Genomic DNA, 23,540 nt, shown 5'->3' with positions numbered 1-23,540 from the left:
TAATCGCTACTCCCCGCGGTGTGGCACAGCCGGTATCGCTCGCGCGACGGCGAAAGCCTTCCAGATGTAGAGCACGCCGGTCCACACATACACCGCCGTGCCCCAGACCAGGAATGCCCCACCGAAGGCACGGCCGAAACCTGCCAGCGCCCAATCCATCTGACCGGCCAGCAACCACGGCAGCGCGGACATCAGCGCGAAGGTAGCCGCCTTACCCAGGTAGATGACCTCGGGCGGATCCAGTTCGCGGCGTTTGTACACCGAAAGCGTCAAGGCCAGGACGGCATCGCGGCTGATCAGGATCACCGCAACCCACCAGGGCAGCAAACCGCGGATCACGAATGCGGCCAGTGTGGTCACCAGGTACAGCCGATCCACGAACGGGTCGAGCAGTGCGCCCAGTCGTGAGGACTGGTCGAGCAGGCGGGCCAACTTGCCGTCCAGGAAGTCGGTGACGCCGCTGAGCACCAGCAGCGCGAATGCCCAGCCGTCGGCGCGCACCACCAGCAGCAACCACAGGAACAGCGGCACACCAGCCAGTCGCAACACGCTCAGGACATTGGGGACGGTGAAGATGCGGTCGGCGAAGACGCCGCCCGCGGCCGGATCGCCCGCATTTCCCGGGTTGTCCGCGCCGGAGCGTTCGCCCGGTTCCGTTTTCCCCGATTCGGTTGTCACAGCCCGTGCATACCGCACCGACCCCGGTTCACGCCATCCGGGCACGCCGTCGCGCATATATTCGGTACTTACCTGCTGTGCGGTACGCCGCACCGACCCGAGTGACAGAATGAGTGCAAAACCATCTCACACAGTTGTCGCACGGTTCAGAGAGGGAAAGCATGCCAGCATTCGACTACGACGTGGTAGTGATCGGCTCCGGATTCGGCGGCAGCGTCAGTGCGCTGCGCCTGACCGAGAAGGGCTACCGGGTCGGAGTGCTCGAGGCCGGACGGCGCTGGCCCACCGAGGATATTCCGAAGACGAATTGGAATGTGCGCAAATCGATCTGGGCGCCGCGACTCGGTTTGACCGGGCCGCAACGGATCAGTGTGCTCGGCAAATGCGCGGTCTTTTCCGGCGCGGGTGTGGGCGGCGGTTCGCTCATTTACGGCAATACCCTCTACGAGCCGCTGCCGAACTTCTACACCGATAAGCAGTGGGCCCATATCACCGATTGGAAGGCCGAACTGGCGCCGTATTACGACCAGGCGCAGCGCATGCTCGGCGTTGCCCCGAATCCGCGGATGACGCCCGCCGACGAGGTGATCAAGGAGATCGCCGACGATCTGGGCGTCGGCGATACCTTCCACCCGACCAATGTGGGCGTCTTCTTCAACGAGGCCGATCCGGGCACCGAGGTCGAGGATCCGTACTTCGGCGGCGCGGGTCCGCACCGGCGCGGCTGTGTGCATTGCGCGCAATGTTTCACCGGCTGCCCGAACAATGCCAAGAACACCACCACGACGAATTACCTCTACCTGGCCGAAAAGGCCGGAGCCGAGGTACATCCGCTGACCACCGCGACCGCTGTTCGGCCGCTGTCCGGCGGCGGATATGCGGTCGAGACCGAGCGTTCGGATCGCTGGATCCGCAAGCAGCGCAAGACCTTTACCACCGGACAGGTGGTATTCGCCGGTGCGGCGCTCGGCACGCAGAAGTTGCTGCACAAAATGCGCGATGAGGCGATACTGCCGAATCTGTCACCGCGCCTCGGTGAACTGACCCGCAGCAATTCCGAGGCGATCCTCAATGTGGTCAGCCGCTCGCGTAGCGATTTCGCCGAGGGCATCGCTATCACCTCCTCGATCCATCCGGAGGCCGATACCCACATCGAGGTCTGCCATTACGGGAAAGGCCAGAACGCGCTGTTCCCGATGTCGGTGCCGATCGTGGACGGCGGCGCGTTCCGATTCCTGCGCTTCCTGCTGGCAATCGTGTTGCACCCGTTGGTATTCCTGCGCAGCCTCAATGCCCACCGCGCCTCGGAGAAGTCGGTGATCCTGCTGGTGATGCAGTCACTGGACAATTCGCTGACCTCCTACCGCAAACGCGGGCAGTTGAAGACCAAACAGGGCACCGGCGAACCGAATCCGACCTGGATTCCGATGGCGCACGATATCGGACGCCGGTTCAGCGCCAAGGTGAACGGCGATACCCACGGCCTGATCATGGATGTGCTGAATATCCCGGCCACCGCGCACTACATCGGCGGTTGCGTGATCGGAGAGGGGCCGCAGGCCGGTGTGGTCGACCCATATCAGCGGGTATTCGGCCACCCTGGACTGCACGTCGCGGACGGTTCGGCGGTCACGGCCAACCTCGGTGTCAATCCGTCGCTGACAATCACCGCCCAGGCCGAGCGCGCAATGGCCTTCTGGCCCAATAAGGACGAGGCCGACCCGCGTCCGGAACTGGGTTCGGCGTACCGGCGGATCTCCCCCGTCGCCCCGAAGCATCCCACGGTGCCCGCCTCCGCCCCCGGCGCGCTGCGACTGCCGATCACGCCGGTCGATCCCGCGGTGCCCGCAACCTGACCGCGAACCCGGACTTCGGCGCTCCCGCACGCGTCTGACTAACCTGGACCGTTGTGCTGGACAGTGGTATCGATCTTCGCTCATATGTTCCTGCGGAGGACGTCCGTGCCCGCGGGCGGACGCTGCGTCAACGGGTTCCGGTCTCGGCCCGGGATCGAGCGGTCACCTCGTCGACGCGACCGGACGTGCTCGACTTCATCGCCGCGAGCAATGCTGGTCGGTTGCCGCATCTGATACCGCTGCGGATCGGTCGGATGCTCGCCTCGCCGTTCACTTTCTATCGCGGCGCTGCCGGGCTGATGGCCGCCGATCTCGCGGGCAGTCCGGACACCGGGGTGCCCGCGCAGATCTGCGGGGACGCGCACGCCGCGAATTTCGGCCTGTACGGCACGCCGCGCGGCGAAATCGTCATGGACATCAATGATTTCGACGAAACGATCGTCGGCCCGTGGGAGTGGGATCTGGAGCGCTTGGCGGCCAGTCTGGTGCTGGCGGGCCGCGAAGGCGGTGCGGCCGAAGACGATTGCCTGCGGGCCGCGCGGGATGCGGCCCGGTCCTATCGCCTCGCCATCGATCATCTGGCCGAGCAACCGTTCATGGAATCGTGGAGCGCGCTGCCGGACGAGTCGATCATCAGTAGGGCAAGGGCAGATGATCTGCTCGACGACTTCAAGAAGGCCGCGAAGAAGGCGCGCAAGAATACCAGCGCCAAGGTGGTCGAGAAGTGGACCGAACATCTGGAGGACCACGAGACCGGGATCAGCAAGCACCGATTCGTCAGTGACCCGCCGATTCTCACGACGGTCGACGCAAAGGTCGCCGAGGAGATCATCGACGGTCTGGAGCGCTACGGCGATACCCTGCGCGAGTCTCGGCGCAACCTGCTGGCCCGATTCGCGGTGTCCGACACCGCCTTCCGCATTGTCGGCACCGGAAGCGTCGGACTGCACAGCTATGTGGCGCTGCTGCACGGTAATGCGGGTGAGGCACTGGTGCTGCAGTTGAAACAGGCCAATCCGTCGGCCCTTGCACCGTTCCTGCCCGCGCCGCCGCCAGCGCACGAGGGCGAGCGAATCGTGCAGGGCGCCAGGCTGGTTCAGTCCGAGACCGATATTCTGCTCGGCTGGACCACACTGCGCTCGGAGACCGGCGAACTGCCGTTCACGGTGCGCCAGTTCCGCAATATGAAGGGCAGCATCGATCCGGCGGAGCTGTCCTCGGACGATCTCGACGACTACGGCAGGCTGGCCGGCGCGCTGTTGGCCCGCGCACATTCGCGTTCGCTCGATCCGCGCCTGCTCGCCGGGTATTTCGACGGTGACGAGGCGTTCGAGGATGCCGTCGCGCGCTGCGCGGTGCGCTATGCCGATCGGACCGAGGCCGACCACGCCGAATTGGCAGATGCGGTGCGGGCTGGAAAGATCGCCGCCGAACAACCGCAGTAACACGCCGCGTCTGGTCGTAGGCGCGGCGAATCGGGCCGTGTTGTCCGTATCCTTGCCACCATCGAGTGATGACGTGAAGGGCGGTCGCGAATGCTCGTGCGAGTACAGAACCCGGCAGGCACCAATGCCGAGCGGGCGCTGATCGACTGGCTGCGCACTTGGAAGGATCCGGCCAGCCCACACGGTGTCGCCACGGTGAATTGCAGTCTGTTCCATAATGATCGGCTGCATCAGTTCGACGCCGTGGTCTGGACCCCGACCAGTTGCGTGGTGATCGAGGCCGAGGCGCTGGTCGCGCGCCAGGACGGCGTGCTGGAGGTACCGCTCAGCGGGCCGTGGATGATTTCCGGCGAACCGGTCGCCGTGGAGGGCCGCGATCGGCGCACGCCGCTGGACAAATCGCGCGAACATACACTCGCACTGCAGAATTGGCTGGCCGCGCGCGGTCTCGGCCAGCGCGCGGTGCATGGTGTCGCACTGATCGTGCCGCTGCGCGGGGCCGAACTATCGATCAAACAGGAGTGGAGCGATCCGAGTTTCGATGTGATCCTCGGCAGCGATCCGGAACGGCTGCGGCACTATTTCGAGACGCTGGCCGATTCCGAGAAGAATATCCACCTGTGGACGGCCAACGATGTCGCGGTGGCATTCCGCAGCCTGGGCATCCTGCCCTATCTGCCCGCCCCGCAGGAGCTGATCAACGAGGGCTTCCTCGGCCCGATCGATATCACGCTGTGGCACGGTGGCCCGAACCAGGCGCAGGCGGAGGCATATGCCGAGGAGTTGGCGCAGGCCGAAAGGGATGCCAACGCATCGGGGCTGGTCATCGAATCGCCCTGGTACAGCCCGTGGAAGCTGTATCCGCGGCAGGCGGGCGATATGGATCTCGGGCGGGCGTTCATGCGGATCACCCTGGCAGTGGGCATGCTGATCGCCTTCGCCTGGGTGATCTGGTTTGTGGTCATCGCGATATTGACTTACGGGCCGGGGTGACGACGGGGGTCGACTGCTCCGGACTGTGGGGCCGCGCTCGACCACGAGTGCGAGGTGTAATCGCGACCGACAGTGCAGTTTTGCATCACCTGCCGGACGTGATCGACCACGGTCCATTCCGAGATCTGCAGCTGGGTCGCGATCATTCGGTTCGTCATGCCGGTCGCGACCAGTACCGCGGTTTCGCGCTGTCGGTTGGTGAGTGCGTCCAGCGGCGATTCGACGGGCTGCTGATCCGATCCGGCATCCGACCGTGCGCCAGCGACCGACGGGGTCTGTTCGCGAGTGCCCTATCGTCGAGCGGTGATCGTCAAATGGGAGGGGTGGCTCGGCCGGGTCCGGGCGAACCTCGTCGCGCTGTGCGTGGTGCTCGTCGGCCTCGGCGTCGCGGTCGCGCTGCCGCTGACCTTTCCCCGCGACGGCGCGGCCACCGATCTGGATCGCGCACTCGCCCGGCCGATCCACTCGGCGATGGACGACCATTCCGGTGGCTATGAAGTGCTGGTGATCCCGAGCAACGGCTACATCCTGATCCCGCTATTGCTCGCGGGCGCCGCCTGGTTCGGTTTTCGGCGGCAGTGGCGGCGGGCCGTGGCGATGGTGGTGATTCCCGAGCTCGTGGTCGGGCTCAACAGCTGGGTGCTCAAACCGCTGTGGGATCGACCGCTGCACGATTATCTCGCGTATCCGAGCGGACATACCGTGCATCTGGTCGCGATCGCCGCCGCGTTCGTCGTGCTGACCGACTCGATGCGGGCGCGTGTCGTCACCAGCTTGATCGCCACCGTCGCACTGGTCTGTGCCGCGGTCGGCATGATCGGCCTCGGCTATCATCTGCCGACCGACATTCTCGGCGGTACGGCGGTAGCGATCGCGCTGGTCGTCGTGTGCTGGAAGCTCACCGGACGATTTCTCACGCAGCGGTTGCGCGTCGACTCCTAGATCGACACCGTCGTATGACTGCCGACCCGATCGAACACGCTCGCATCATCCAGCAGCGCCGCACGCAGCATGTTCTCCGGCACCCCCAGGCCCTCGACCAGTGTCAGCGCATCCGGTCGCAGCCGGTCGACCAGTTCATTGACACCGCGACGCACCGCCTTCGCACGCTCGACCGACATGAACCGGTGCATGATGAACCACGCCTGGTTCTCCTCGAGCATCGAGTAGACGTACAGATCGCAGACGGTCTCGGCGAGTTCGCGAGCCGCCGGATCCGCAATCCCGGCAATGCCTTCGATGAACGCCTCGAGGACCAGCCGGTCGATATGCGCGGCGCCCGCGGCGAGGATATGGTCCTGCGCATTGTTGAACGCCTCGAACGGTGCGGTGTCCTTCGCGCGGGCCTGCAGCCGATGTCCGGCGGTGCGCACCAGATAGTCCTCGCGATCGGCGAACAGCTGCAGCTGCACCGAGCGGCGGGACAGGTCGCCGTCGTCGACCGTGTCATCACTGCGGTCGCGCAGCGTCTGAATAAGTTGGCGCACACCGGAGCGCTTGCGCACCACATCACCGGCCATGGTGGCGGCGAAGCGCACCCAGCCCAGCGCGTCCAGATCGCGGATCTCATCGGAGTAGGCGGTGAGCACTTCCTTGGCCACCAATTGCGTGAGCACGACATTGTCGCCCTCGAAGGTGGTGAACACGTCGGTATCGCCCTTGAGCGTGACGAGGCGGTTCTCGGTGAGATAGCCTGCGCCGCCGCAGGCTTCGCGACATTCCTGGATGGCGCGGGTGGCGAATCGGGTTTGTGCGACCTTGAGTCCCGCGGCCCGTTTCTCCAGGGCGCGCTGCGCACCCGGATCGAGGTCCTGACCGGTCTGCACCAGATGCATGCGACGGACCAGGTCGTTCTGTGCGAACGCGAGTGCGTACGACCGGGCGATCAAGGGCAGCAGCCGTCGCTGATGACTGCGGTAGTCCAGCAGCAGGGTCTCCTGGCCACTGTCCGGATCCGAGAATTGGCGACGCTTCAGCGCATATCGCGTGGCAATGCTCAACGCGACCCGGGCACCGGCCGCGGCGGCACCTCCGACGCTGACCCGCCCGCGCACCAAAGTGCCCAGGGTGGTGAAGAATCGGCGGCTCGGATTCTCGATATCGGAGCGGTAGGTGCCGTCCGGTGCGACATCGGCATACCGGTTGAGCAGGTTCTCCCGGGGAATGCGGACCTGATCGAAGGTGATCCGTCCGTTGTCGACACCGAGCAGACCGCCCTTGAGGCCGTCGTCGTAGGTGGTCACTCCCGGCAGATCGGCGCCGCTTTCATCCCGGATCGGCACCAGGAAGCAGTGCACGCCCTGACTCTTCCCCTCGGTGATCAACTGCGCGAAAACCGCTGCCATCCTGGCATGTTCGGCCGCACCGCCGATGTAGTCCTTGCGCGCCGACGGTGTCGGCGAATGGACGACGAACTCCTGGGTCTGCGGATCGTAGGTGGCGGTCGTCTCGAGATTCGCGACATCGCTGCCGTGTCCGGATTCGGTCATCGCGAAACAACCGAGCAGATCCAGTGATATCAGCCGCTTGACCACATCGCGATGCCGTTCGGTCCCCAGGTTTTCCACGGCGCCGCCGAACAACCCCCACTGCACACCCGATTTCACCCACAGCGACAGGTCGGCGTACGCCAACATCTCCAGTGCGACCACTGCCTCCCCCGGTTCCCCCGTGCCCCCGTTCTCGCGTCGGAAACCACGCTCCGCGTAGCCCATCGATGCGATCGCCCGCATCTGCTCGAGCACCCGTGCCCGTGCCGCGCGGTAGTCCAGAGACGGATCGCCGGTGAACTGATCTCCGGCCAGTTGCACCCTGGCCTCGGCGCGTACCGCGCGCCATGGGCCGTCGAGTGCGTCGCGGAGGTGGTCCGATGTCGAGACGTTCTCGGTGTCAGGCATACCCCGACAGTAGCGTTTCGCGGGCATCCGGCGGGCCGTTCGAACCGAGCGGATGCTCCGGACATCGACCGCTGCCGGAGGTTTGACCAGCGGATTCAGTCCGCAGAAACAGCATGACACGACATCTTCGTAAAGTTCTTGCTTTACCATTGAACGCGTGTTTAATATACTAAACATGTGTTCAACCAGAGAGCCGTATCGCAAGGACCCGCCGAACTAGGAGGCGCCGCGTGACGCCGGCCCCGAATTCGGATCTCAGCACCGCAGCCCGCATTCGCGACATCGCGATCGAGGTGTTCGGTGACAACGGATTCCAGGTCGGAGTGCGCGCGATCGCCGCAGCGGCCGGTGTATCCCCCGGACTGGTCAACCATCACTTCGGCTCCAAGGACGGCCTGCGGGCCGCCTGCGACGAGCGGGTGCTGGAGTTGATCCGGGACCAGAAGTGGAAGACCGCCACCGAGACGAACGTCGCGAAAAGCATGCTCGCGGCCATGTCCGAGATCGAGACATACGGCCCGCTGGTCGCCTACATGGTGCGCAGCCTGCAGGCGGGCGGGCCGTTGGCCGAGTCACTGCTCGAGCACATGATCTCCGATGCCGAGGAGTACATCCAGGCAGGCGTCGAGGCGGGCACCATCAAACCGAGCCGTGACCCGGCCGCGCGGGCCAGATATCTGACGACACTCAATGTCGGCGCGACCGTCCTGTACTTCACCCTGCTGCAAAACCGCGGCGAAAAGCTCGACTACCGCAAGCTCGTTCGCTCCTTGACCGAGGAGTTCGTGCTGCCCGCCGCGGAGCTCTACACCCAGGGATTCCTAACCGACCCAACGATTTTGGACACCCTTACCAAGGAGACCTGATGTCCGACATCATCGAAGTTCGCGATCTGCACAAGAACTTCGGCCACTTCGCCGCCCTGAACGGGCTGGATCTCGCGGTCCGCGAGGGCGAAATCCATGGCTTCCTCGGCCCGAACGGCGCGGGTAAGTCGACCACCATCCGCATCCTGCTCGGCATCCTGCGGGCCAGCTCCGGCGAAGTCCGCCTGCTCGGGCGCGATCCGTGGACCGATGCGGTCGAGCTGCACCGTGAAATCGCTTATGTACCAGGGGACGTCACACTATGGCCGTCGTTATCCGGCGGGGAAACCATCGACCTACTGGCCAGAATGCGCGGGGAAATCAATGCGCAGCGCCGTGCCGAATTGATCGAGCGATTCGATCTGGATCCGCGCAAGAAGGCGCGCACCTATTCCAAGGGCAACCGGCAGAAGGTCGCATTGATCTCCGCGCTCGCCTCCGATGTGCGCCTGCTACTGCTCGACGAACCGACCTCAGGTCTGGATCCGTTGATGGAACAGGTTTTTCGCGAATGCGTCGAGGAGGCCAATCAGCGCGGCACCACGGTTCTGCTGTCGAGTCACATCCTGTCCGAGGTGGAGGTGCTGTGTGACCGGGTGACCATTATCCGAGCCGGACGTACCGTCGAGAGCGGATCGCTGTCGGATATGCGGCACCTTTCGCGTACCTCCATTACCGCCGAATTGCTCGGCGACCCAGGCGATCTCAGCCGAATGACGGGTGTCGAGGACATCGAACGCGATGGTTCGACGCTGCGCTGCCAGGTGGACGGCGAACATCTCGGCGAGTTGATCCGGATCCTCGGCGATGTCGGAGTGCGCAGCCTCACCAGTGCGCCGCCGACGCTGGAGGAACTGTTCATGCGGCACTACCACGTCGACGGCGCGACATCCGAGCAGGCCAGGGCGACCATGGAGAAGGTGGGATCATGACAACCGCAACCGCGGGCGGCAGGCATTACGCCACACCCGCCGTGCGCGGATCGGCCGACTTCGCCGGTACCGGGCAATTACTGCGACTGTTGCTGCGCCGCGACCGAATTGTGTTGCCGCTGTGGGTACTTGCTTTCGGACTGCTGCCCGCCGCCTATGTCGGCAGCGCCAAGGCCGTCTACACCACTCAGGCCGACCTCGATCATGCCGCGAAGTCGGTCATGGAAAGCCCGGCGCTCGTTGCCATGTACGGGCCGGTCTTCAGCACCGATCTCGGCTCGGTCGGACTGTGGAAGGCCGGGCCGTTCTACGCGATGATCGCGATCGCGACAATCCTCACCGTCATCCGGCACACCCGGGTCGAGGAGGAGACCGGTCGCGCGGAATTGGTCGGCGCCACCAGCATCGGCCGCTATGCCGGGTTGACCGCCGCCATGATCATGACGGCGACCGGCTGTCTGATCGTCGCCATCCTGAGTGCCCTCGCGCTCTCCGGCAGTGACCTACCCGCCGCCGGTTCGCTGGCCTACGGTGCAACTCTCGGCTGTTCCGGTCTGGTCTGGGCCGGGGTCGCCGCGATCGCGGCGCAGGTGAGCGTGGGCGCACGGGTCGCGCGCGGGGTGGCGTTCGGGACACTCGGCACGGCCTTCGCGCTGCGCGCGGTCGGCGACGCCGGAAACGGTGTGCTGTCGTGGTTTTCGCCGCTCGGCTGGTGTATCAATCTGCGGCCGTATGCGAATGAGCGCTGGTGGGTGTTGATTCTGCTGCTCACCGTCGCCATTGTTACCACCGTCGCCGCGTATATGCTTCTGCGGCAACGTGATACGGGCTCGGGCCTGCTCGCCGAGCGACCCGGCGCGCCGGTAGCGGCGCCCACGCTCTCCGGTCCATCCGGACTGGCTTGGCGGCTGCAGCGGGGCTCGCTGCTGGCCTGGTCCGTCGGTTTCCTGCTCTACGGATCGCTGATGGGCGGCGCCATCAACAGCGTCGGCGATATGCTCGACAACAGTAAGCAGGTCCGCGACGTGATCAACCGGATGGGCGGCACCGATATGCTGCAGAATTCGTTCATCACGTTCGCCCTCAGCATGCTGGCCATCGCGGCGTCGGCCTACTCGATCTCGGCCGTGCTGCGGCTGCACGAGGAGGAATCCAGCCAGCGCGCCGAGGCCACGCTGGCCGGTTCGGTGAGCCGTGAACGCTACGCGATGAGCCACATCGGCATCGCGCTGCTCGGACCGGTGGTGCTGCTGTTCCTCGCGGGTGCGGCGGTCGGAGTCATCTATGGCATCTCGGATGGCGATCTGGCGGGCAAGGTGGGCGACTGCCTCGGCGCGGCGGCAGTGCAACTGCCTGCGGTGTGGGTGCTTACCGCCATCACTGTGGCGGTCTACGGTCTCGCGCCCCGCTATACGCCAGCTGCCTGGGGCGTGCTGAGCACGATGATCATCATCTTCGTCGTCGGCGCGCTCGACGGGCTCCCCCAGTGGACGCGCGATCTGGTGCCCTTCACCCACCCGCCGAAGCTGCCCGGCTCATCCTTCGAGGCCACGCCGATCCTGTGGCTGCTCGGGATCGTGGTCGTGCTGCTCGGGGTCGGGATCGCGGGCTTCCGCCGCCGCGATCTGCGCTGAGATTCGGACCAGTGCCCCGCAACGAGTTCACCGCTCGTTGCGGGGCGCTGTTGCGCGTTCGGAGTCGTCGAGGAACCGCCACGCGGTGTCTGGCCAGAATCGGAGGCGCAGGCTAGGTTCCGAGGTCGAAGCGGATACCGGAACGTAGCAGCGCGGTGGCGGACAGCCCGAACATGCGGTGGAAAGTTTCGCTGAAGTGCGACGGGGTGGCGAAACCGGCATCTGTGGCGCATCGGGTGAGATCGCGGCCGTCCGCGGCGTCTCGCAGTGCGTGGATGACCCGGGCCCACCGCTGGTAGCCGCGAAATGTGGTGCCGCTGCGCTGGGCGAACAAGCGGAGAAAATGGGGGGTGGACAGGCCCAGGTTCGCGGCGACCGCATCGGCACGGAAGGTGCGATTCGGATCCCGGCGGATCGCGGTGGCGACCCGCTCGATCCGCGGATCGGCAATCGGCGCCCGACCTGCACTGGCCCGAGCGAAGATCTGGTCCGGATCCACGTCATCGCCACGGCACAGCTCGACGAGCTCCTGTTCCCGTCGGTGGCCGAGACCGTAAGGCCCGGTGGTCACCGTCATCTCGTCCGCGATGGCGGTTGCCGGCGCGCCGGCGGGATCGACGAACAGCAGCAGGATCCACTCTCCCGGTGCGAGGACGCGGTGCACCGAGTGGGCGGGGGCGAACGAACTACCGGTGCGTACGTCCCCGTGTGCGGCTGTCTCGAGGATGAACGGCCCATGCAGGCCCACGCTGAGCACCGCTACCGAGACCGAATGCGGGTCTACGCCCAGCTCTGGCCCGATGTACCCGACATGCCCCGGCCGCAGCCACACCATCGGCGATATTGCCGGACCGCATATTTCCGAAAGCGCACCCACCGTCACAGCTGCCAGGGTATCGCTGCGTCGTTCGGAACACAGCGGCCGATGAAGAGCATCACGAACAGCCCGGAGGGCACATCATGCGAGGCAAAGTTCCCCTTGCTGGAGCAGCGGTCGGTGAACAGTTCGTCGAAGACGGGACAGCAATGACCACCATCGACGTTGCCGAGACGAGAGAGCAGTCCCCACCATCACCTGATGCCGATGCCGTGGCGGGCCACAGCGTGGCCGGGTTGCCGCGTCCTTATCTGGGGAGTTTCGGCGCTCTTGTCATCTTTCAGGCGATCGGTGCTGTCGCGGGTCTGGCGCCTTTGCTGGCTGTTGTCGAATTGGGTCGAATTTTTTTGTCGCCCTTACCGATCGATCACGGTCACGTCTGGATCGTCGTGATAGCGGGTGCGGTCGGGTTGTTGATCCGGCTGTTGTTCACGGCCGCATCATCGGGAATCGGGCATATTGTCGATGGCCGGGTGCAGCTGTCGTTCCGCAGGCAATTGGCGGCACGGTTGGGGCACGTACCTATCGGCTGGTTCTCCCGGCGCCGGACCGGCGAATTGGCAAAGGTGGTGGGTGAGGACGTCAGTGCCGTGCACCCGTTCATCGCCCACGCCCCGGGCGAGCTCATCGCCGCCTTCGTGGTGCCACTGGCGTCACTGATCTATTTGTTCACCATCGACTGGCGGCTCACCCTGATCACGCTGATACCGGTGGTGTTGGCGGTGGCGCTGGTCCCGCTGATGATGACCCCGACGCGGCAGCGCGAGCAGGAAGAGTTCGATGCGGCCATGGGACGGATTTCGAATTCCGTCGTCGAATTCGTACAGGGCATCTCGGTGGTCAAGGCGTTCGGCGGATCCGGGCGCGCGCACAGTAAATTCCGCACGGCCGCAGACGATTTCGTCGCCGCCTTCTACCGGTGGGTGCACGGTGTCTCCGCGATCGCCGCGGGCATGCAGCTGGCACTGTCACCACCTTTCGTGCTGCTGGTCGTGCTGATCGGCGGTGCGGTTCTGATCACCAACGGCGGCATGGCCCCAGCCGATCTGCTGCCGTTCCTGCTGCTCGGACTCGGCCTGACCGCTCCGGTGGCGGCCCTCGGCCACGGCTTCGACGATATGCAGGCCGCCCGGCGTGCGCTCGGACGAATCCAGGAAGTGCTTGCGGTGCAGTCACTTCCGGAGCCCGCGCACCCGGTCGCACCACAGGGGCATCGGGTGGAACTGCGCGAGGTTCGATTCGGTTACGACGACGAGCACGAGGTACTGCGCGGGATCGACCTGGTGCTGGCGCCCGGGACGGTCACCGCGATCGTCGGGCCGTCGGGCAGTGGAAAGTCCACCCTGGTTCAGCTTTTGCCGCGGTTCTTCGATCCGACGCACGGGTCGGTCACCCTCGGCGGTGTCGATCTGCGCGAAATCGGCAGTCGGGAGCTCTACCGGATGGTCTCCTTCGTCTTCCAGGATGTTCGACTGCTGCGCGCGTCGGTCGCGGACAATATCGCGCTCGCGGTACCGCATGCCGACCTCGATGACGTGGTGCGCGCAGCCCGGCTGGCGAATATCCACGATCGAATTCTCGAACTGCCGCACGGATACGACACCGTGATCGATGCGCAGGCGAGACTGTCCGGCGGTGAGGCACAGCGGATTTCGATCGCACGCGCACTGCTCGCCGACACACCCGTGCTGGTGCTCGACGAGGCGACCGCTTTCGCCGACCCGCAGACCGAACAGGCGGTGCGTCAGGCCTTGGCGACGCTGGCGGGCGATCGGACGATTCTGATCATCGCCCATCGCATGGAGACGATCGCCGACGCGGACACCGTGGTGATGCTGGAGCACGGGTCCATCGTCGAGCACGGCAGGCCCACCGAACTCCTCGCACAGGGCGGAAAGTTCGCGGCGTTCTGGCATTCACAACGATCGGCAATCGACACCGAAACCCCGTCGGGAATGACAACCGGCGGGGCCGGCAAATACGGCGCCGCACAAGGAGACGAGCGATGATTCGAATGCTACTGCGCGTGCTCGGACCCGAGTATGCCAAGCCGGTGCGCCGCACCTTGATCCTGATGACGACGACCGCGATAGCCGAGGGTTTGTCCTACGCACTGCTGGTTCCCGTACTGCGGGAACTGTTCGGGAGCACACCCGCAGCCGCCCGGCCCTGGCTGATCGCATTCGCGGCCGCCGTCGCGGTCTACGCGGCGCTGCGCTATCGCAGCGATCTGTCCGGCTTCCGGGTCGGGACCACCCTGTTGCGCGGTATGTATCACCGGCTCGGCGACCATCTGGCCCGATTGCCGCTGGGCTGGTACGGCCCGGGCCGAGTCGGGGAGGTGTCCGTCCTGGCCAGCCGCGGTGTGCTGCAGGCGATGAGCGTGATCGCGCATCTGCTGGCCCCGTTCATCTCCGCCGCGGTGACTCCTCTGACAATCGTCGCCGTGATGTTCGCCTTCAACTGGCAACTGGGGTCGGCCGCATTGCTGGCCGCCCCGATCATTGCGGCGATCCAGATCTGGACCGGACGCTCAATGGCCGCCGACGATGCGCAGCGCCACGAACGCGACCACGATGCCACCGGACGCGTCATCGAATATCTCCAGGCCCAACCGGTGCTGCGGGCGGGCGGGCGGACCGCCGAACGCTTCCGGTTGCTCGACGACTCACTGCACGAAGTCCAGCGCACATCCCGCCGCACCACGCTGTCGGCGCTACCGGGCATCTTGGGCCTGGCGATCACGGTGCAGGCGGCATTCACCGCCCTACTCACCCTGGGTGCCTACCTCGCCCTCGGCGGAGCTGGGCTACCCGGTCGCTCCGCAACCTCCGCTCCCATCGGCGCGGCAGAGCTTTTGGCGATCCTGGTGCTGGCCGCCCGCTGCGCGGAGCCGCTGCTGTCGCTATCGGAAATCGGCGGCAAACTCCGCAGCGCGCGTTCGGTGCTCGCGCGACTCGAGACGGTATTGCGCACCGAACCGCTACCGCAAGCTCCCGACCCTATCCAGCCGGTGGGTGGTGACCTGGAGTTCGAATCCATCACCTTCCGCCGGGGCGATCGCACCGTGTTCGACGATGTGTCGCTGTCGGTACCAGCGGGCCAACGGCTTGCCGTCGTCGGACCGTCGGGAGCGGGAAAAACCACCCTGCTGCAATTGCTCGGGCGGTTCTACGACGTGGACGCGGGCGCAGTCCGGGTCGGTGGCGTGGATGTACGCGCGATCGCCACCGACGTGCTGATGGACCAGATCGCCATCGTCTTCCAAGATGTCTATCTCTTCGACGGCACCATCGAGGAAAACGTGCGCCTCGGCCGTCCCGACGCCGAGGACGCCGAAGTGCGGGCGGCAGCGACCGCAGCGCGGTTGGACGAGGTGATCGAGCGATTGCCCGGCGGCTGGGCAGCGCATGTCGGCGAGGGCGGCGCACTGCTTTCCGGTGGTGAACGCCAGCGGGTTTCGATCGCGCGAGCACTGCTGAAGAATGCGCCCATCGTGCTGCTGGACGAGGTGACCTCGGCACTGGATCCGGTGAACGAGGCAGCCGTCCACGAAGGTATCGAGCGCTTGATGGCGGGGCGGACGGTCGTGCTGGTCGCGCATCGGCTGCGTACCGTCCAACGCGCCGATCGCATCGTCTTCCTGGACGGCGGCAGGATCGTCGAACAGGGCACGCACGACGAACTCCTGCACCGCGCCGGCCGCTACGCCGAGTTCTGGAATCTCTCCCTGACATCTTGACCAGCCGATACAGACATTCGGGTATGCAAGTGTTCGTGTCACCAATGGGAACACCTACCAGCTGTGGGTAACGTCTGCTCCGTTATCAAAGCGAAATAAGCAGACGAGGCATATGTCGAGGATTACCCGAAGCTTTACCCGGCTGACCGCGGGCGCTGCCGCGGGTTTGATCGGACTTGCCGTGGCGGCGTTGCCCGCGCAGGCACAGCAGAGTCCGGACAACCCGCAGTACGCGCCGACAATGCTCATTCTGGACGCGTCCGGTTCCATGCAGCGCCCCGATCCGGCAGGCACCATGATGGATGCCGCCAAGACCGCCGTGCGAAACTTCGTCGGTTCGGCACCCGCGGAATCCAAAGTGGGGCTGACCGTTTACGGCACGAGCACCGGAAATACCGAGGCGGAGAAGGCATCCGGCTGCCGTGACGTCCGGGTCCTGCACAAACCCGAAACCCTGGACCGGACCGCATTGACCAGCGCGGTCGACGGGATCAAAGCCAGTGGCTGGACACCGATGGGCACGGCACTGCGCCAGGCCGCCGAGACACTGCCGAAATCGGGACCGCGCTCGATCGTCCTGGTCTCCGACGGGGACGACACCTGCTCCCCACCCGAGCCCTGTGAAGTCGCCCGCGAATTGAAAAAGCAGGGGCTCGATCTCATCGTGCACACCATCGGATTCGCCGTCGACGCCAAGGCCCGCGCCCAGCTGACCTGCATGGCGCAGGCCACCGGTGGTACCTACAGCGACGCCGCCGACGGTCCCGCACTCGAACGGACGCTGCCGCGCGTATCATCGGCCGCCCTGCGCAATTACAAGGCCGTCGGCATACCGATCACCGGCGCGCCGACCTACGCCGCCGCGCCGGTCGCCGCCCCCGGCCAGTATCTGGACACCATCGGGCAGCGGGAAAAGCGCTACTGGGCAGTCGATGTTCCGGCGGGTGCGACCGCGTATTTCAGTGGCACCCTGTCCTTTCCGCGACTGCGTGATATCTCCCCGACCGACGATCTGAACGTGCTGCAAATGCGGATCTACGGTGCGGATGGCGAGGACTGCAATGTCTTCGAATTCGAGAGCTCCACCAAATCCAGCGACGGTGTCGCGCTCACCGTGGCGAAGGCCTTCGACGGTGCGACCAAGGAACGCAAGGGCAACAGCGGCTCCGATAAATGCAAGGGCGGCGGCCGCTACTACTTCCAATTGACCTGGGAGAAGGTATCCGCCGGTGTGCCGGAACGACTTCCGATCGAACTCATCGTCGGTATCGAACCCGCGGTGACCGATGCCGGTCCGGTCGCGGTCGCACCGCCGACGACCTTCGTTGAAGCGAGCGGTGCGGGTACGCCGGTATCCGGCGGCTCATCGTTCACCGTGGCAGGTACGCTGCCGGGCAGCGGTCGCTACACCGATGCGCTGCAGCCGGGTGAATTCGTGTTCTATCGCGTCAGATTGGACTGGGGTCAGGGCCTCGCCTATCGAGTTCGGTTCGGGGCCAACGGCGTTCGCGGACTCGACAACCTCTCCAATATCCGAACCACCCTCTACAGCCCGATCCGCGAGGAGATCGATTCGGACTTCTCCTCCTATACCGGCACCGAGGGTGTCCTGCCGACCAATAAGGCGATAGCCACGGTGCCGATTCGGTACAACAACCGCAAGGCCGACCAGCTGGAGTCACGGCGGGAGGCGGTGGCCGGTTGGTACTACATCGCCGTCAAACTCGGCTCGACCTTCGAACAGGGTGAAAACCGCCCGGTATCGGTGCAATTGGATCTCACCGTCACCGACACCAAAGAGAACGGCCCGCAGTATGCGAGCACGATCGGCGAGGGCGTTTTCGGTGAGAATTCCACCGGTGTGAAGACACCGACGAGCCGCACGCCCGGTGCGGCCCCCGCGGTCGCGGAATCGCGGGCGTCCGAATCGGATTCGCCGACCGGTTGGATCATGACCGGTGTGATCTGCGTTGTGATCATCGGCGTGGCCGGTGTGCTGATCGGATTGCTCGTCACACGCAGGCGACGCGGTTAGCCGAAAGCCCGCTGGCACCATCGGGTGTCAGCGGGCTGCTTCGAGACCGAGTTTCCCGGCGAGGCGGGTCAAGTATGCGCGTACGTCATCGGCATCGCGATCCGGCAGACCGAAAACCGCTTCGGTGATACCCAATTCGGCCCACCGCGCGAGTTGTGTGGCATCGTGACGTCCGGCCAGCGCAATGACTTCCGGACTGCCCTCGCGCTCGTGTTCGCGCCAAACCCGGTGCAGCAGTGCGATCTTCTCCCCGAGGCCCTCCTCGGTGGGGGTGGTCAGCCAGCCGTCGGCATTCTTGGCCAGCCAGGTGAACGACTGTTCTGTCCCGGCCGCGCCGAGAATCACCGGAATCCGTTTCTGCACCGGCTTGGGCCAGGACCAGCTCGGCCCGAAATTCACGAATTGCCCCGCGAAGCTGGCCTCCTCCTCCGACCACAATGCGCGCATCGCATCCAGATGTTCACGCAATACCGTCCTGCGCTTATTCGCGGGGACCCCATGATGCGCCATCTCATCGGTATTCCAGCCGAAACCGACGCCGAGGCTGACCCGGCCGCCGGACAGATGATCCAGTGAGGCGAGGGTTTTGGCCAGGGTGATCGGATGGTGTTCGGCGGGTAGGGCGACCGCGGTGGACAGCGTGATCCGGCTGGTGACCGCCGCCGCGGTGGCCAGCGCGACCCATGGGTCCAGCGTGCGCAGATACCGGTCGTCGGGCAGGCTCGCATCCCCGGTGCGCGGATGGGCCGCCGCCCGAACCACCGGGATATGGGTGTGTTCGGGCACGTAGAAGGCATCGAATCCGGCTTGTTCGGCGGCCGCGGCCGCATCGGCGGGCGTAATGCCCCGGTCACTGGTGAACAACACAATTCCGTACCGCACCGTGCACGCTCCCATCTGCAAATTAGAACAAGTTCTATCACTTTTGGCGGCTTCGACCAAGTGTCCGGACATCCGTCCAGCCCTCGAGGCGGTCCCTCGGACCACTGCGGATGCGAACCCGGGCCTCGGTTGACTACGGTCGCGCTCATGGGTCCGGACATATTTCCAGGAGGAGACGACACCGCCCCCGGCGATCAGGCGGCCAGGCGGCCGCGATTGCGCTTCCTGCGAGCGCCCCGCGTTCCGGTCGTCAAACAGGCGGTCGATCTGCTGGTCGCCGACCGTCCGGCCACCGCCGATCACATCGTCGCCGCGCCCACGCCGCTGCAGCCGATCGATCTCACCGACGATGCCCGCGTCGCCGAGGTGCTCGATCTGGCCGTGCGGGTGGGCGAGGTGGTGCTCGCCTCGGGTACGGGTGTCAACGACACGATGACCCAGGTGCGTTTCATCGCCGCCACCTATGGACTGGCGCGCTGCGATATCGACGTCACCTATGACGCGATCAGGATCTGGGCCGACCGCGGTCCACTGCTGCCGCCCGCCAGCAGCATGCGGGTGGTCAAATACCGATCCCTCGACTTCACCCGTTTGGCCGCGGTCGACCGGCTCACCCGCCGCATCCGCAATGAGGTCGTCCCACCCGTGGACGCGCGCGCTCGTTTGGATGCGATCACCTCAGCGCCGCATCCGTACCATCGCTGGGTCGCCACCTTCGGCTGGTCGCTGCTGGCCGCATCGATCGCGGCGCTACTCGGCGGCGGCTGGCTGGTCGCCGCGGTCAGCTTCGGCACCACCCTGGCCATCGACCGCGTCAATCGCGTGCTGAATCGCTACGGTCTGCCGTTCTTCTTCCAGCATGTGGTGGGCGGCGCCGTCGCGGCGACACCGGCGCTGCTGCTGGCCACCCTGGCGGCAACCCTGCATATCGATGTCGACCCGACGCTGGTCATCGCCGCCGGAATCACCGTGCTGCTCAGTGGTTTGCAGCTGGTCGGTGCGGTGCAGGACGCGATAACCGGCGCGCCGATCACCGCGACCGCCCGCATGCTCGAGGTCATGATGATGACCGGCGGCATTATCGCGGGCATCGCGATGGCACTGCGGATCGGCGATATGCTCGGCGCCACGATCCCACCGGTCTATCTGACCTCCAGCCGCGATATCACCGATCTGCCGATCAAGATCGCGGCTGGTGCGGTGGCCGCGCTGGCGTTCGCACTCGCCTGCTACGCCGAACGCCGCGCACTCGCCGCGGCCGCCTTCGGTGGTGCGGCGGGCACGATCTGTTTCCTGCTCGTACAGCATCTGGGCTTCGGTCCGGTGATCTCCTCCGCGGTCGCCGCGACGCTGGTCGGTCTGGCCGGTGGTCTGATGGCACGGCGGGCGCTGACTCCACCGCTGGTCGTCGCGCTCGCGGGCATCACGCCACTGCTCCCGGGTCTGAAGGTGTATCGCGGGCTGTTTGCCCTGCTCAACGACGAGCTGTTGATCGGAGGCAATCAGGTTCTCGCCGCGGTCGGCGTCGGGTGTGCGCTGGCCGCGGGCGTCACCCTCGGCGAGTGGTTCGACCGCACCGTGCGCCGTCCGCGCATCCTGAGCCGATTCGGCTCGATCCGCCGACCGGTCATCGTGCACCGGCGCCGACTTCCGCGCCATCCGCATCGTCGCGAATCCGGCCGTCGATCATGATGCACCGGAGCCGGCAGGGGCGGCCGGTATGGTTATACGGAATGGTTAGGGTGCCCAAAGCCAACGTCGGCATCGGTGAGGTGGTTCGGATATGTCGGATACGGTCCCGTTCTCCACGGCGATCCGCACCGCCACTGCACAGCAGCACGAAGCGGCGGAGAACTCCTCGTTCATCAGTGACATGCTCGGCGGCGAACTCGGCATCGACTCCTATCACCGCTACACCGCCCAACTCTGGTTCATCTACCGCGCCTTGGAAGACCGCTGGGACGCCCTGGCCGACGATCCGATCGCGGGTCCGTTCATCCGTCCGGAACTGGCCAGGACCGCGGAGTTGGAACGCGACCTCGCCCACCTCATCGGACCCGACTGGCGTGCTGCCCTCGAAGCGCTGCCCGCCACCGCCGCCTACGCCGCGCGCATCGACGAATGCGCCCGCGAGTGGCCCGCCGGATATATCGCGCACCACTACACCCGATATATCGGCGACCTCTCGGGCGGCCAGGTCATCCGTGGCACCGCCGAGAAGTTGTGGAACCTCCCGCATCGCGGCGACGGTGTGCGGTTCTACGTCTTCGACGCCCTCGGCAATCCGGCGGCCTTCAAACGCGAATACCGCGGCCTGCTCGACCAATTGCCGCTCGACGATCTCGAACGCCGCCGCGTACTCGACGAGGGACAGCGGGCCTTCGCACTGAATACCGCCGTATTCGCCGAACTCGCCGCCGAATTCCCGGCACGGCGCCCCGGCTGAGTCTCAGTACGCCTCTCCGCGCGCGCGACCGCCGCACCAATCGTCTTGGCGATCAACGGCAGATACACGATCATCGACCAGTTCTCGACGGAGGACAGCTCAGGACGCACCGCATCCTCGAACGACAGATCCGAGCGTCCGATCACCTGTCACAGACCGGTGATGCCTGGGTTCACCTGCAGCCTGCGCCGCATATTGCTGTCGTAGGTGTCGACCTCGCGCAGTACCTCCGGACGCGGGCCGACCATGCCCATCTCACCGCGCAGCACGTTGGGGAACTGGGGTAGCTCGTCGCGGCTGAACTTGCGATTGGTCTTGCCGATCGGGTGATCGGCGGAGCGTCCTTCATCTTGAAGAACACCGGATTGCCGCCGGTCGCCTCGATGAGCGCCGCGACAGTGCCGGCGGGGCGCCGGGTCATCGGGCGCCCCACTGCTGCGTGGGCATCCTGGGGTGAGAATCGCTCACCCTCGGGTTTGCTGGGCGATCCCTGAGGTTCCTACTTTCGGCGGGGCGGAGCGACGACAGTCATATGTAGTCCCGATGACGTCCATCCCCCGGAGGAATACGCACTATGCAGCCGAGTTACGTCCACCACGTCCGGCAGCAAGTATGCGAATACGGGGATACGAGGTCCTACACATACCTGCGTGAGGCCGGTCGCGAGCTCGTCGAGGAGATTGTCAGCTATCGCGAACTCGATCGCGACGCCAGGGCCGTGGCCGGTTGGTTGGCCGATCGTCCGGAGTCGACGCAGCCCGTTGTTCTCCTCTACCAGGACGGTATGGCGTTTCTGCGGGCATTTCTCGGCTGCCTGTATGCCGGTGTCGTGGCCGTTCCCGCGCCGCTGCCGAACTACGAGCGCAGCGCCGACCGGCTAGCGGGCATAATCGCGGATTCCGGCGCCCGGTTGGTGCTCACGACCACCCAGTTCCAGCCACTGGTCGCGGCGACCACAACTGCGGTCGTCGTCGCCACCGACGGCCCGCTCGGCGACCCCGACGCCTGGCAGATGCCCGATATCGACTCCCGGACGATCGCATTCCTGCAATACACCTCGGGATCGACTGGCACCCCGAAGGGTGTCGTCGTGACGCACGGCAATCTCATGCACAACGAGGCGGCCATCGCCGCCGGGGGCGGGCTGGACGATACCGCGACCGGTGTCGCCTGGATCCCGCACTTCCACGACATGGGCCTGATCGGCTTTCTGCTCGGGGCGGTGTACTCCGGCGGGAATCTGGTGTTCATGTCGCCGATGACATTCCTCAAGCGTCCGGTGCGCTGGCTGCAGGCCATCAGCAAGTACCGAGCAACCTACACCGGCGCGCCGAACTTCGCATACGACCTGATCGTGCGCCGAGTAACCGACGAGCAGCTGGCCGATCTCGATCTCAGCGGTCTGCGGTCCGCGTTGTGCGGCGCCGAGCCGGTTCGCGAACGGACCGTGGCGGCGGTAAACGAGCGGTTCTCGGTCGCAGGATTGCAGCCCACGGCATTCCTGCCGGCCTACGGCCTGGCGGAGGTGACGCTGCTCGCCAGCTACGGACGGATCGACGCGGCACCGGTCTACCTCGACGCCGGGCGCGATACCCGGCTCGTCAGCTGCGGACGCGCGGCGCGCGGTCTCGACATCCGCATTGTCGACCCGCACACGCGTAAACAGGTGCCGGACAACACTGTCGGCGAGATCTGGATTCGCGGCGACAGTGTTGCCGCTGGCTATTGGAACTGCCCCGAGGAGACCCGCGAGACCTTCGACGCGCACATCGGTACCGAGGGCCCGTTCCTGCGCACCGGGGATCTCGGTCTGCTGCACGACGAGGAGCTGTTCGTCGCGGGCCGCCTCAAGGATCTCCTGATCATCAACGGCCGCAACCTGTATCCCCAGGACGTCGAGGAACTGGTGGGCGCGCTGCATCCGGCACTCGCCGGCAGCGTCGGCGTCGCCGTATCCGTCGACGCGGGTGGCCGGGAACGACTGGTCGTGCTGCATGGCATCAAGAAGGCACTGCTCGGCGAGGCCACACTCACCGAGCTGACCTCGGCGATCAAAATCGCGGTCGCCCGAGGATTCGATGTGCCCGCGCCGAATGTCGTTCTCGTAGAAACCCGTTCGGTGCATCACACCACCAGCGGCAAGGTCCAACGCAGCTCGATGCGGGCGGCGTTCCTGGACGATCGCGTCGAGGGTGTCCTGCACGAAGATCTCGAACCGGCACTGAGCCGATCACTGACCGTCTGACCGACCCGTATC

19 protein-coding genes are annotated in these 23,540 nt (G+C 65.6%); 13 read left to right on the top strand and 6 right to left on the bottom strand.

The annotated features are described in order from the left end of the window. Positions 1-6: 6 nt before the first annotated feature. Positions 7-576, bottom strand: a complete 570-nt coding sequence (locus tag ACIBJI_RS16460; RefSeq protein WP_364343849.1) for a CDP-alcohol phosphatidyltransferase family protein — start codon at positions 574-576, stop codon at positions 7-9. A gap of 263 nt (positions 577-839) precedes the next feature. On the opposite strand from ACIBJI_RS16460, the gene ACIBJI_RS16455 reads away from it, so the two are divergent. The 3 genes from ACIBJI_RS16455 to ACIBJI_RS16445 all read left to right on the top strand — a co-directional run bounded on the left by ACIBJI_RS16455 (position 840) and on the right by ACIBJI_RS16445 (position 4,972). Continuing rightward, positions 840-2,534 (top strand): GMC family oxidoreductase, encoded by a 1,695-nt coding sequence (locus ACIBJI_RS16455; RefSeq protein WP_364343224.1) that lies wholly within the window; start codon positions 840-842, stop codon positions 2,532-2,534. 53 nt (positions 2,535-2,587) lie between these two features. Continuing rightward, positions 2,588-3,979, top strand: a complete 1,392-nt coding sequence (locus ACIBJI_RS16450; RefSeq protein ID WP_397084712.1) for a DUF2252 domain-containing protein — start codon at positions 2,588-2,590, stop codon at positions 3,977-3,979. Between the two features lie 90 nt (positions 3,980-4,069). After that, positions 4,070-4,972, top strand: a complete 903-nt coding sequence (locus ACIBJI_RS16445) for a nuclease-related domain-containing protein (protein ID WP_397084710.1) — start codon at positions 4,070-4,072, stop codon at positions 4,970-4,972. Here ACIBJI_RS16445 and ACIBJI_RS16440 read toward each other — a convergent pair. After that, on the bottom strand, positions 4,957-5,184 hold the full coding sequence (locus tag ACIBJI_RS16440; protein ID WP_397084750.1) for a LuxR C-terminal-related transcriptional regulator: 228 nt from the start codon (positions 5,182-5,184) through the stop codon (positions 4,957-4,959). The two genes, ACIBJI_RS16445 and ACIBJI_RS16440, sit on opposite strands and share 16 nt — an antisense overlap. Positions 5,185-5,275: 91 nt before the next feature. Here ACIBJI_RS16440 and ACIBJI_RS16435 point away from each other — a divergent pair, with 91 nt between their 5' ends. Further along, complete coding sequence (locus ACIBJI_RS16435; protein ID WP_397084708.1) at positions 5,276-5,914, top strand: phosphatase PAP2 family protein; 639 nt, start codon at positions 5,276-5,278, stop codon at positions 5,912-5,914. Here the strand turns inward: ACIBJI_RS16435 and ACIBJI_RS16430 are convergent. Next, positions 5,911-7,869, bottom strand: a complete 1,959-nt coding sequence (locus tag ACIBJI_RS16430) for an acyl-CoA dehydrogenase (RefSeq protein WP_364343236.1) — start codon at positions 7,867-7,869, stop codon at positions 5,911-5,913. The genes ACIBJI_RS16435 and ACIBJI_RS16430 overlap by 4 nt on opposite strands. Positions 7,870-8,099: 230 nt before the next feature. On the opposite strand from ACIBJI_RS16430, the gene ACIBJI_RS16425 reads away from it, so the two are divergent. From ACIBJI_RS16425 to ACIBJI_RS16415, 3 genes are read left to right on the top strand one after another with little or no spacing between them, the layout of a single operon-like run. Further along, entirely contained in the window at positions 8,100-8,735 is a 636-nt protein-coding gene (locus ACIBJI_RS16425; RefSeq protein ID WP_364343239.1) for a TetR family transcriptional regulator, read from the top strand. After that, complete coding sequence (locus ACIBJI_RS16420; RefSeq protein ID WP_397084706.1) at positions 8,735-9,667, top strand: ATP-binding cassette domain-containing protein; 933 nt, start codon at positions 8,735-8,737, stop codon at positions 9,665-9,667. The genes ACIBJI_RS16425 and ACIBJI_RS16420 overlap by 1 nt, the downstream gene beginning before the upstream one ends. Next, complete coding sequence (locus ACIBJI_RS16415) at positions 9,664-11,301, top strand: ABC transporter permease (protein WP_397084704.1); 1,638 nt, start codon at positions 9,664-9,666, stop codon at positions 11,299-11,301. Before ACIBJI_RS16420 ends, ACIBJI_RS16415 begins: the two co-directional genes overlap by 4 nt. A 112-nt stretch (positions 11,302-11,413) precedes the next feature. Here ACIBJI_RS16415 and ACIBJI_RS16410 read toward each other — a convergent pair whose 3' ends face one another. After that, positions 11,414-12,184: an AraC family transcriptional regulator gene (locus ACIBJI_RS16410; protein WP_364343248.1), complete on the bottom strand. Its 771-nt coding sequence runs from the start codon at positions 12,182-12,184 to the stop codon at positions 11,414-11,416. A 77-nt stretch (positions 12,185-12,261) separates the two neighbouring features. Between ACIBJI_RS16410 and ACIBJI_RS16405 the strand changes: the two genes are divergently transcribed. From ACIBJI_RS16405 to ACIBJI_RS16395, 3 genes are all read left to right on the top strand, one after another. Beyond that, positions 12,262-14,187, top strand: a complete 1,926-nt coding sequence (locus tag ACIBJI_RS16405; protein ID WP_397084702.1) for an ABC transporter ATP-binding protein — start codon at positions 12,262-12,264, stop codon at positions 14,185-14,187. Then, a complete protein-coding gene (locus ACIBJI_RS16400; RefSeq protein ID WP_397084700.1) occupies positions 14,184-15,920 on the top strand; it encodes an ABC transporter ATP-binding protein in 1,737 nt (578 codons plus the stop codon). The genes ACIBJI_RS16405 and ACIBJI_RS16400 overlap by 4 nt, the downstream gene beginning before the upstream one ends. A gap of 112 nt (positions 15,921-16,032) precedes the next feature. Then, on the top strand, positions 16,033-17,955 hold the full coding sequence (locus ACIBJI_RS16395) for a VWA domain-containing protein (RefSeq protein ID WP_397084698.1): 1,923 nt from the start codon (positions 16,033-16,035) through the stop codon (positions 17,953-17,955). Positions 17,956-17,982: 27 nt separating this feature from the next. Here ACIBJI_RS16395 and ACIBJI_RS16390 read toward each other — a convergent pair whose 3' ends face one another. Next, positions 17,983-18,837 carry a TIGR03619 family F420-dependent LLM class oxidoreductase gene (locus tag ACIBJI_RS16390; protein ID WP_364343260.1) on the bottom strand — a complete coding sequence of 285 codons (855 nt, stop codon included), beginning with the start codon at positions 18,835-18,837 and terminating at the stop codon, positions 17,983-17,985. 147 nt (positions 18,838-18,984) lie between these two features. Between ACIBJI_RS16390 and ACIBJI_RS16385 the strand changes: the two genes are divergently transcribed. Together ACIBJI_RS16385 and ACIBJI_RS16380 are read left to right on the top strand one after the other, a co-directional pair. Next, complete coding sequence (locus ACIBJI_RS16385; RefSeq protein ID WP_364343262.1) at positions 18,985-20,529, top strand: threonine/serine exporter family protein; 1,545 nt, start codon at positions 18,985-18,987, stop codon at positions 20,527-20,529. A 91-nt stretch (positions 20,530-20,620) separates the two neighbouring features. Next, positions 20,621-21,283 (top strand): biliverdin-producing heme oxygenase, encoded by a 663-nt coding sequence (locus tag ACIBJI_RS16380; protein WP_364343265.1) that lies wholly within the window; start codon positions 20,621-20,623, stop codon positions 21,281-21,283. Positions 21,284-21,432: 149 nt separating this feature from the next. On the opposite strand, the gene ACIBJI_RS16375 is transcribed toward ACIBJI_RS16380, so the two are convergent. Beyond that, on the bottom strand, positions 21,433-21,606 hold the full coding sequence (locus ACIBJI_RS16375) for a sugar transferase (RefSeq protein WP_397084748.1): 174 nt from the start codon (positions 21,604-21,606) through the stop codon (positions 21,433-21,435). Positions 21,607-21,857: 251 nt separating this feature from the next. Here ACIBJI_RS16375 and ACIBJI_RS16370 point away from each other — a divergent pair, with 251 nt between their 5' ends. Further along, positions 21,858-23,528: a fatty acyl-AMP ligase gene (locus tag ACIBJI_RS16370; protein WP_364343268.1), complete on the top strand. Its 1,671-nt coding sequence runs from the start codon at positions 21,858-21,860 to the stop codon at positions 23,526-23,528. The last annotated feature ends 12 nt before the right edge of the window (positions 23,529-23,540 follow it).

This window comes from Nocardia sp. NPDC050408 (assembly GCF_044458905.1).
Classification (GTDB): Bacteria; Actinomycetota; Actinomycetes; order Mycobacteriales; family Mycobacteriaceae; genus Nocardia.
Note: the sequence above shows the minus strand (reverse complement) of the source record. Positions and strands in the feature narration are given on the sequence as shown.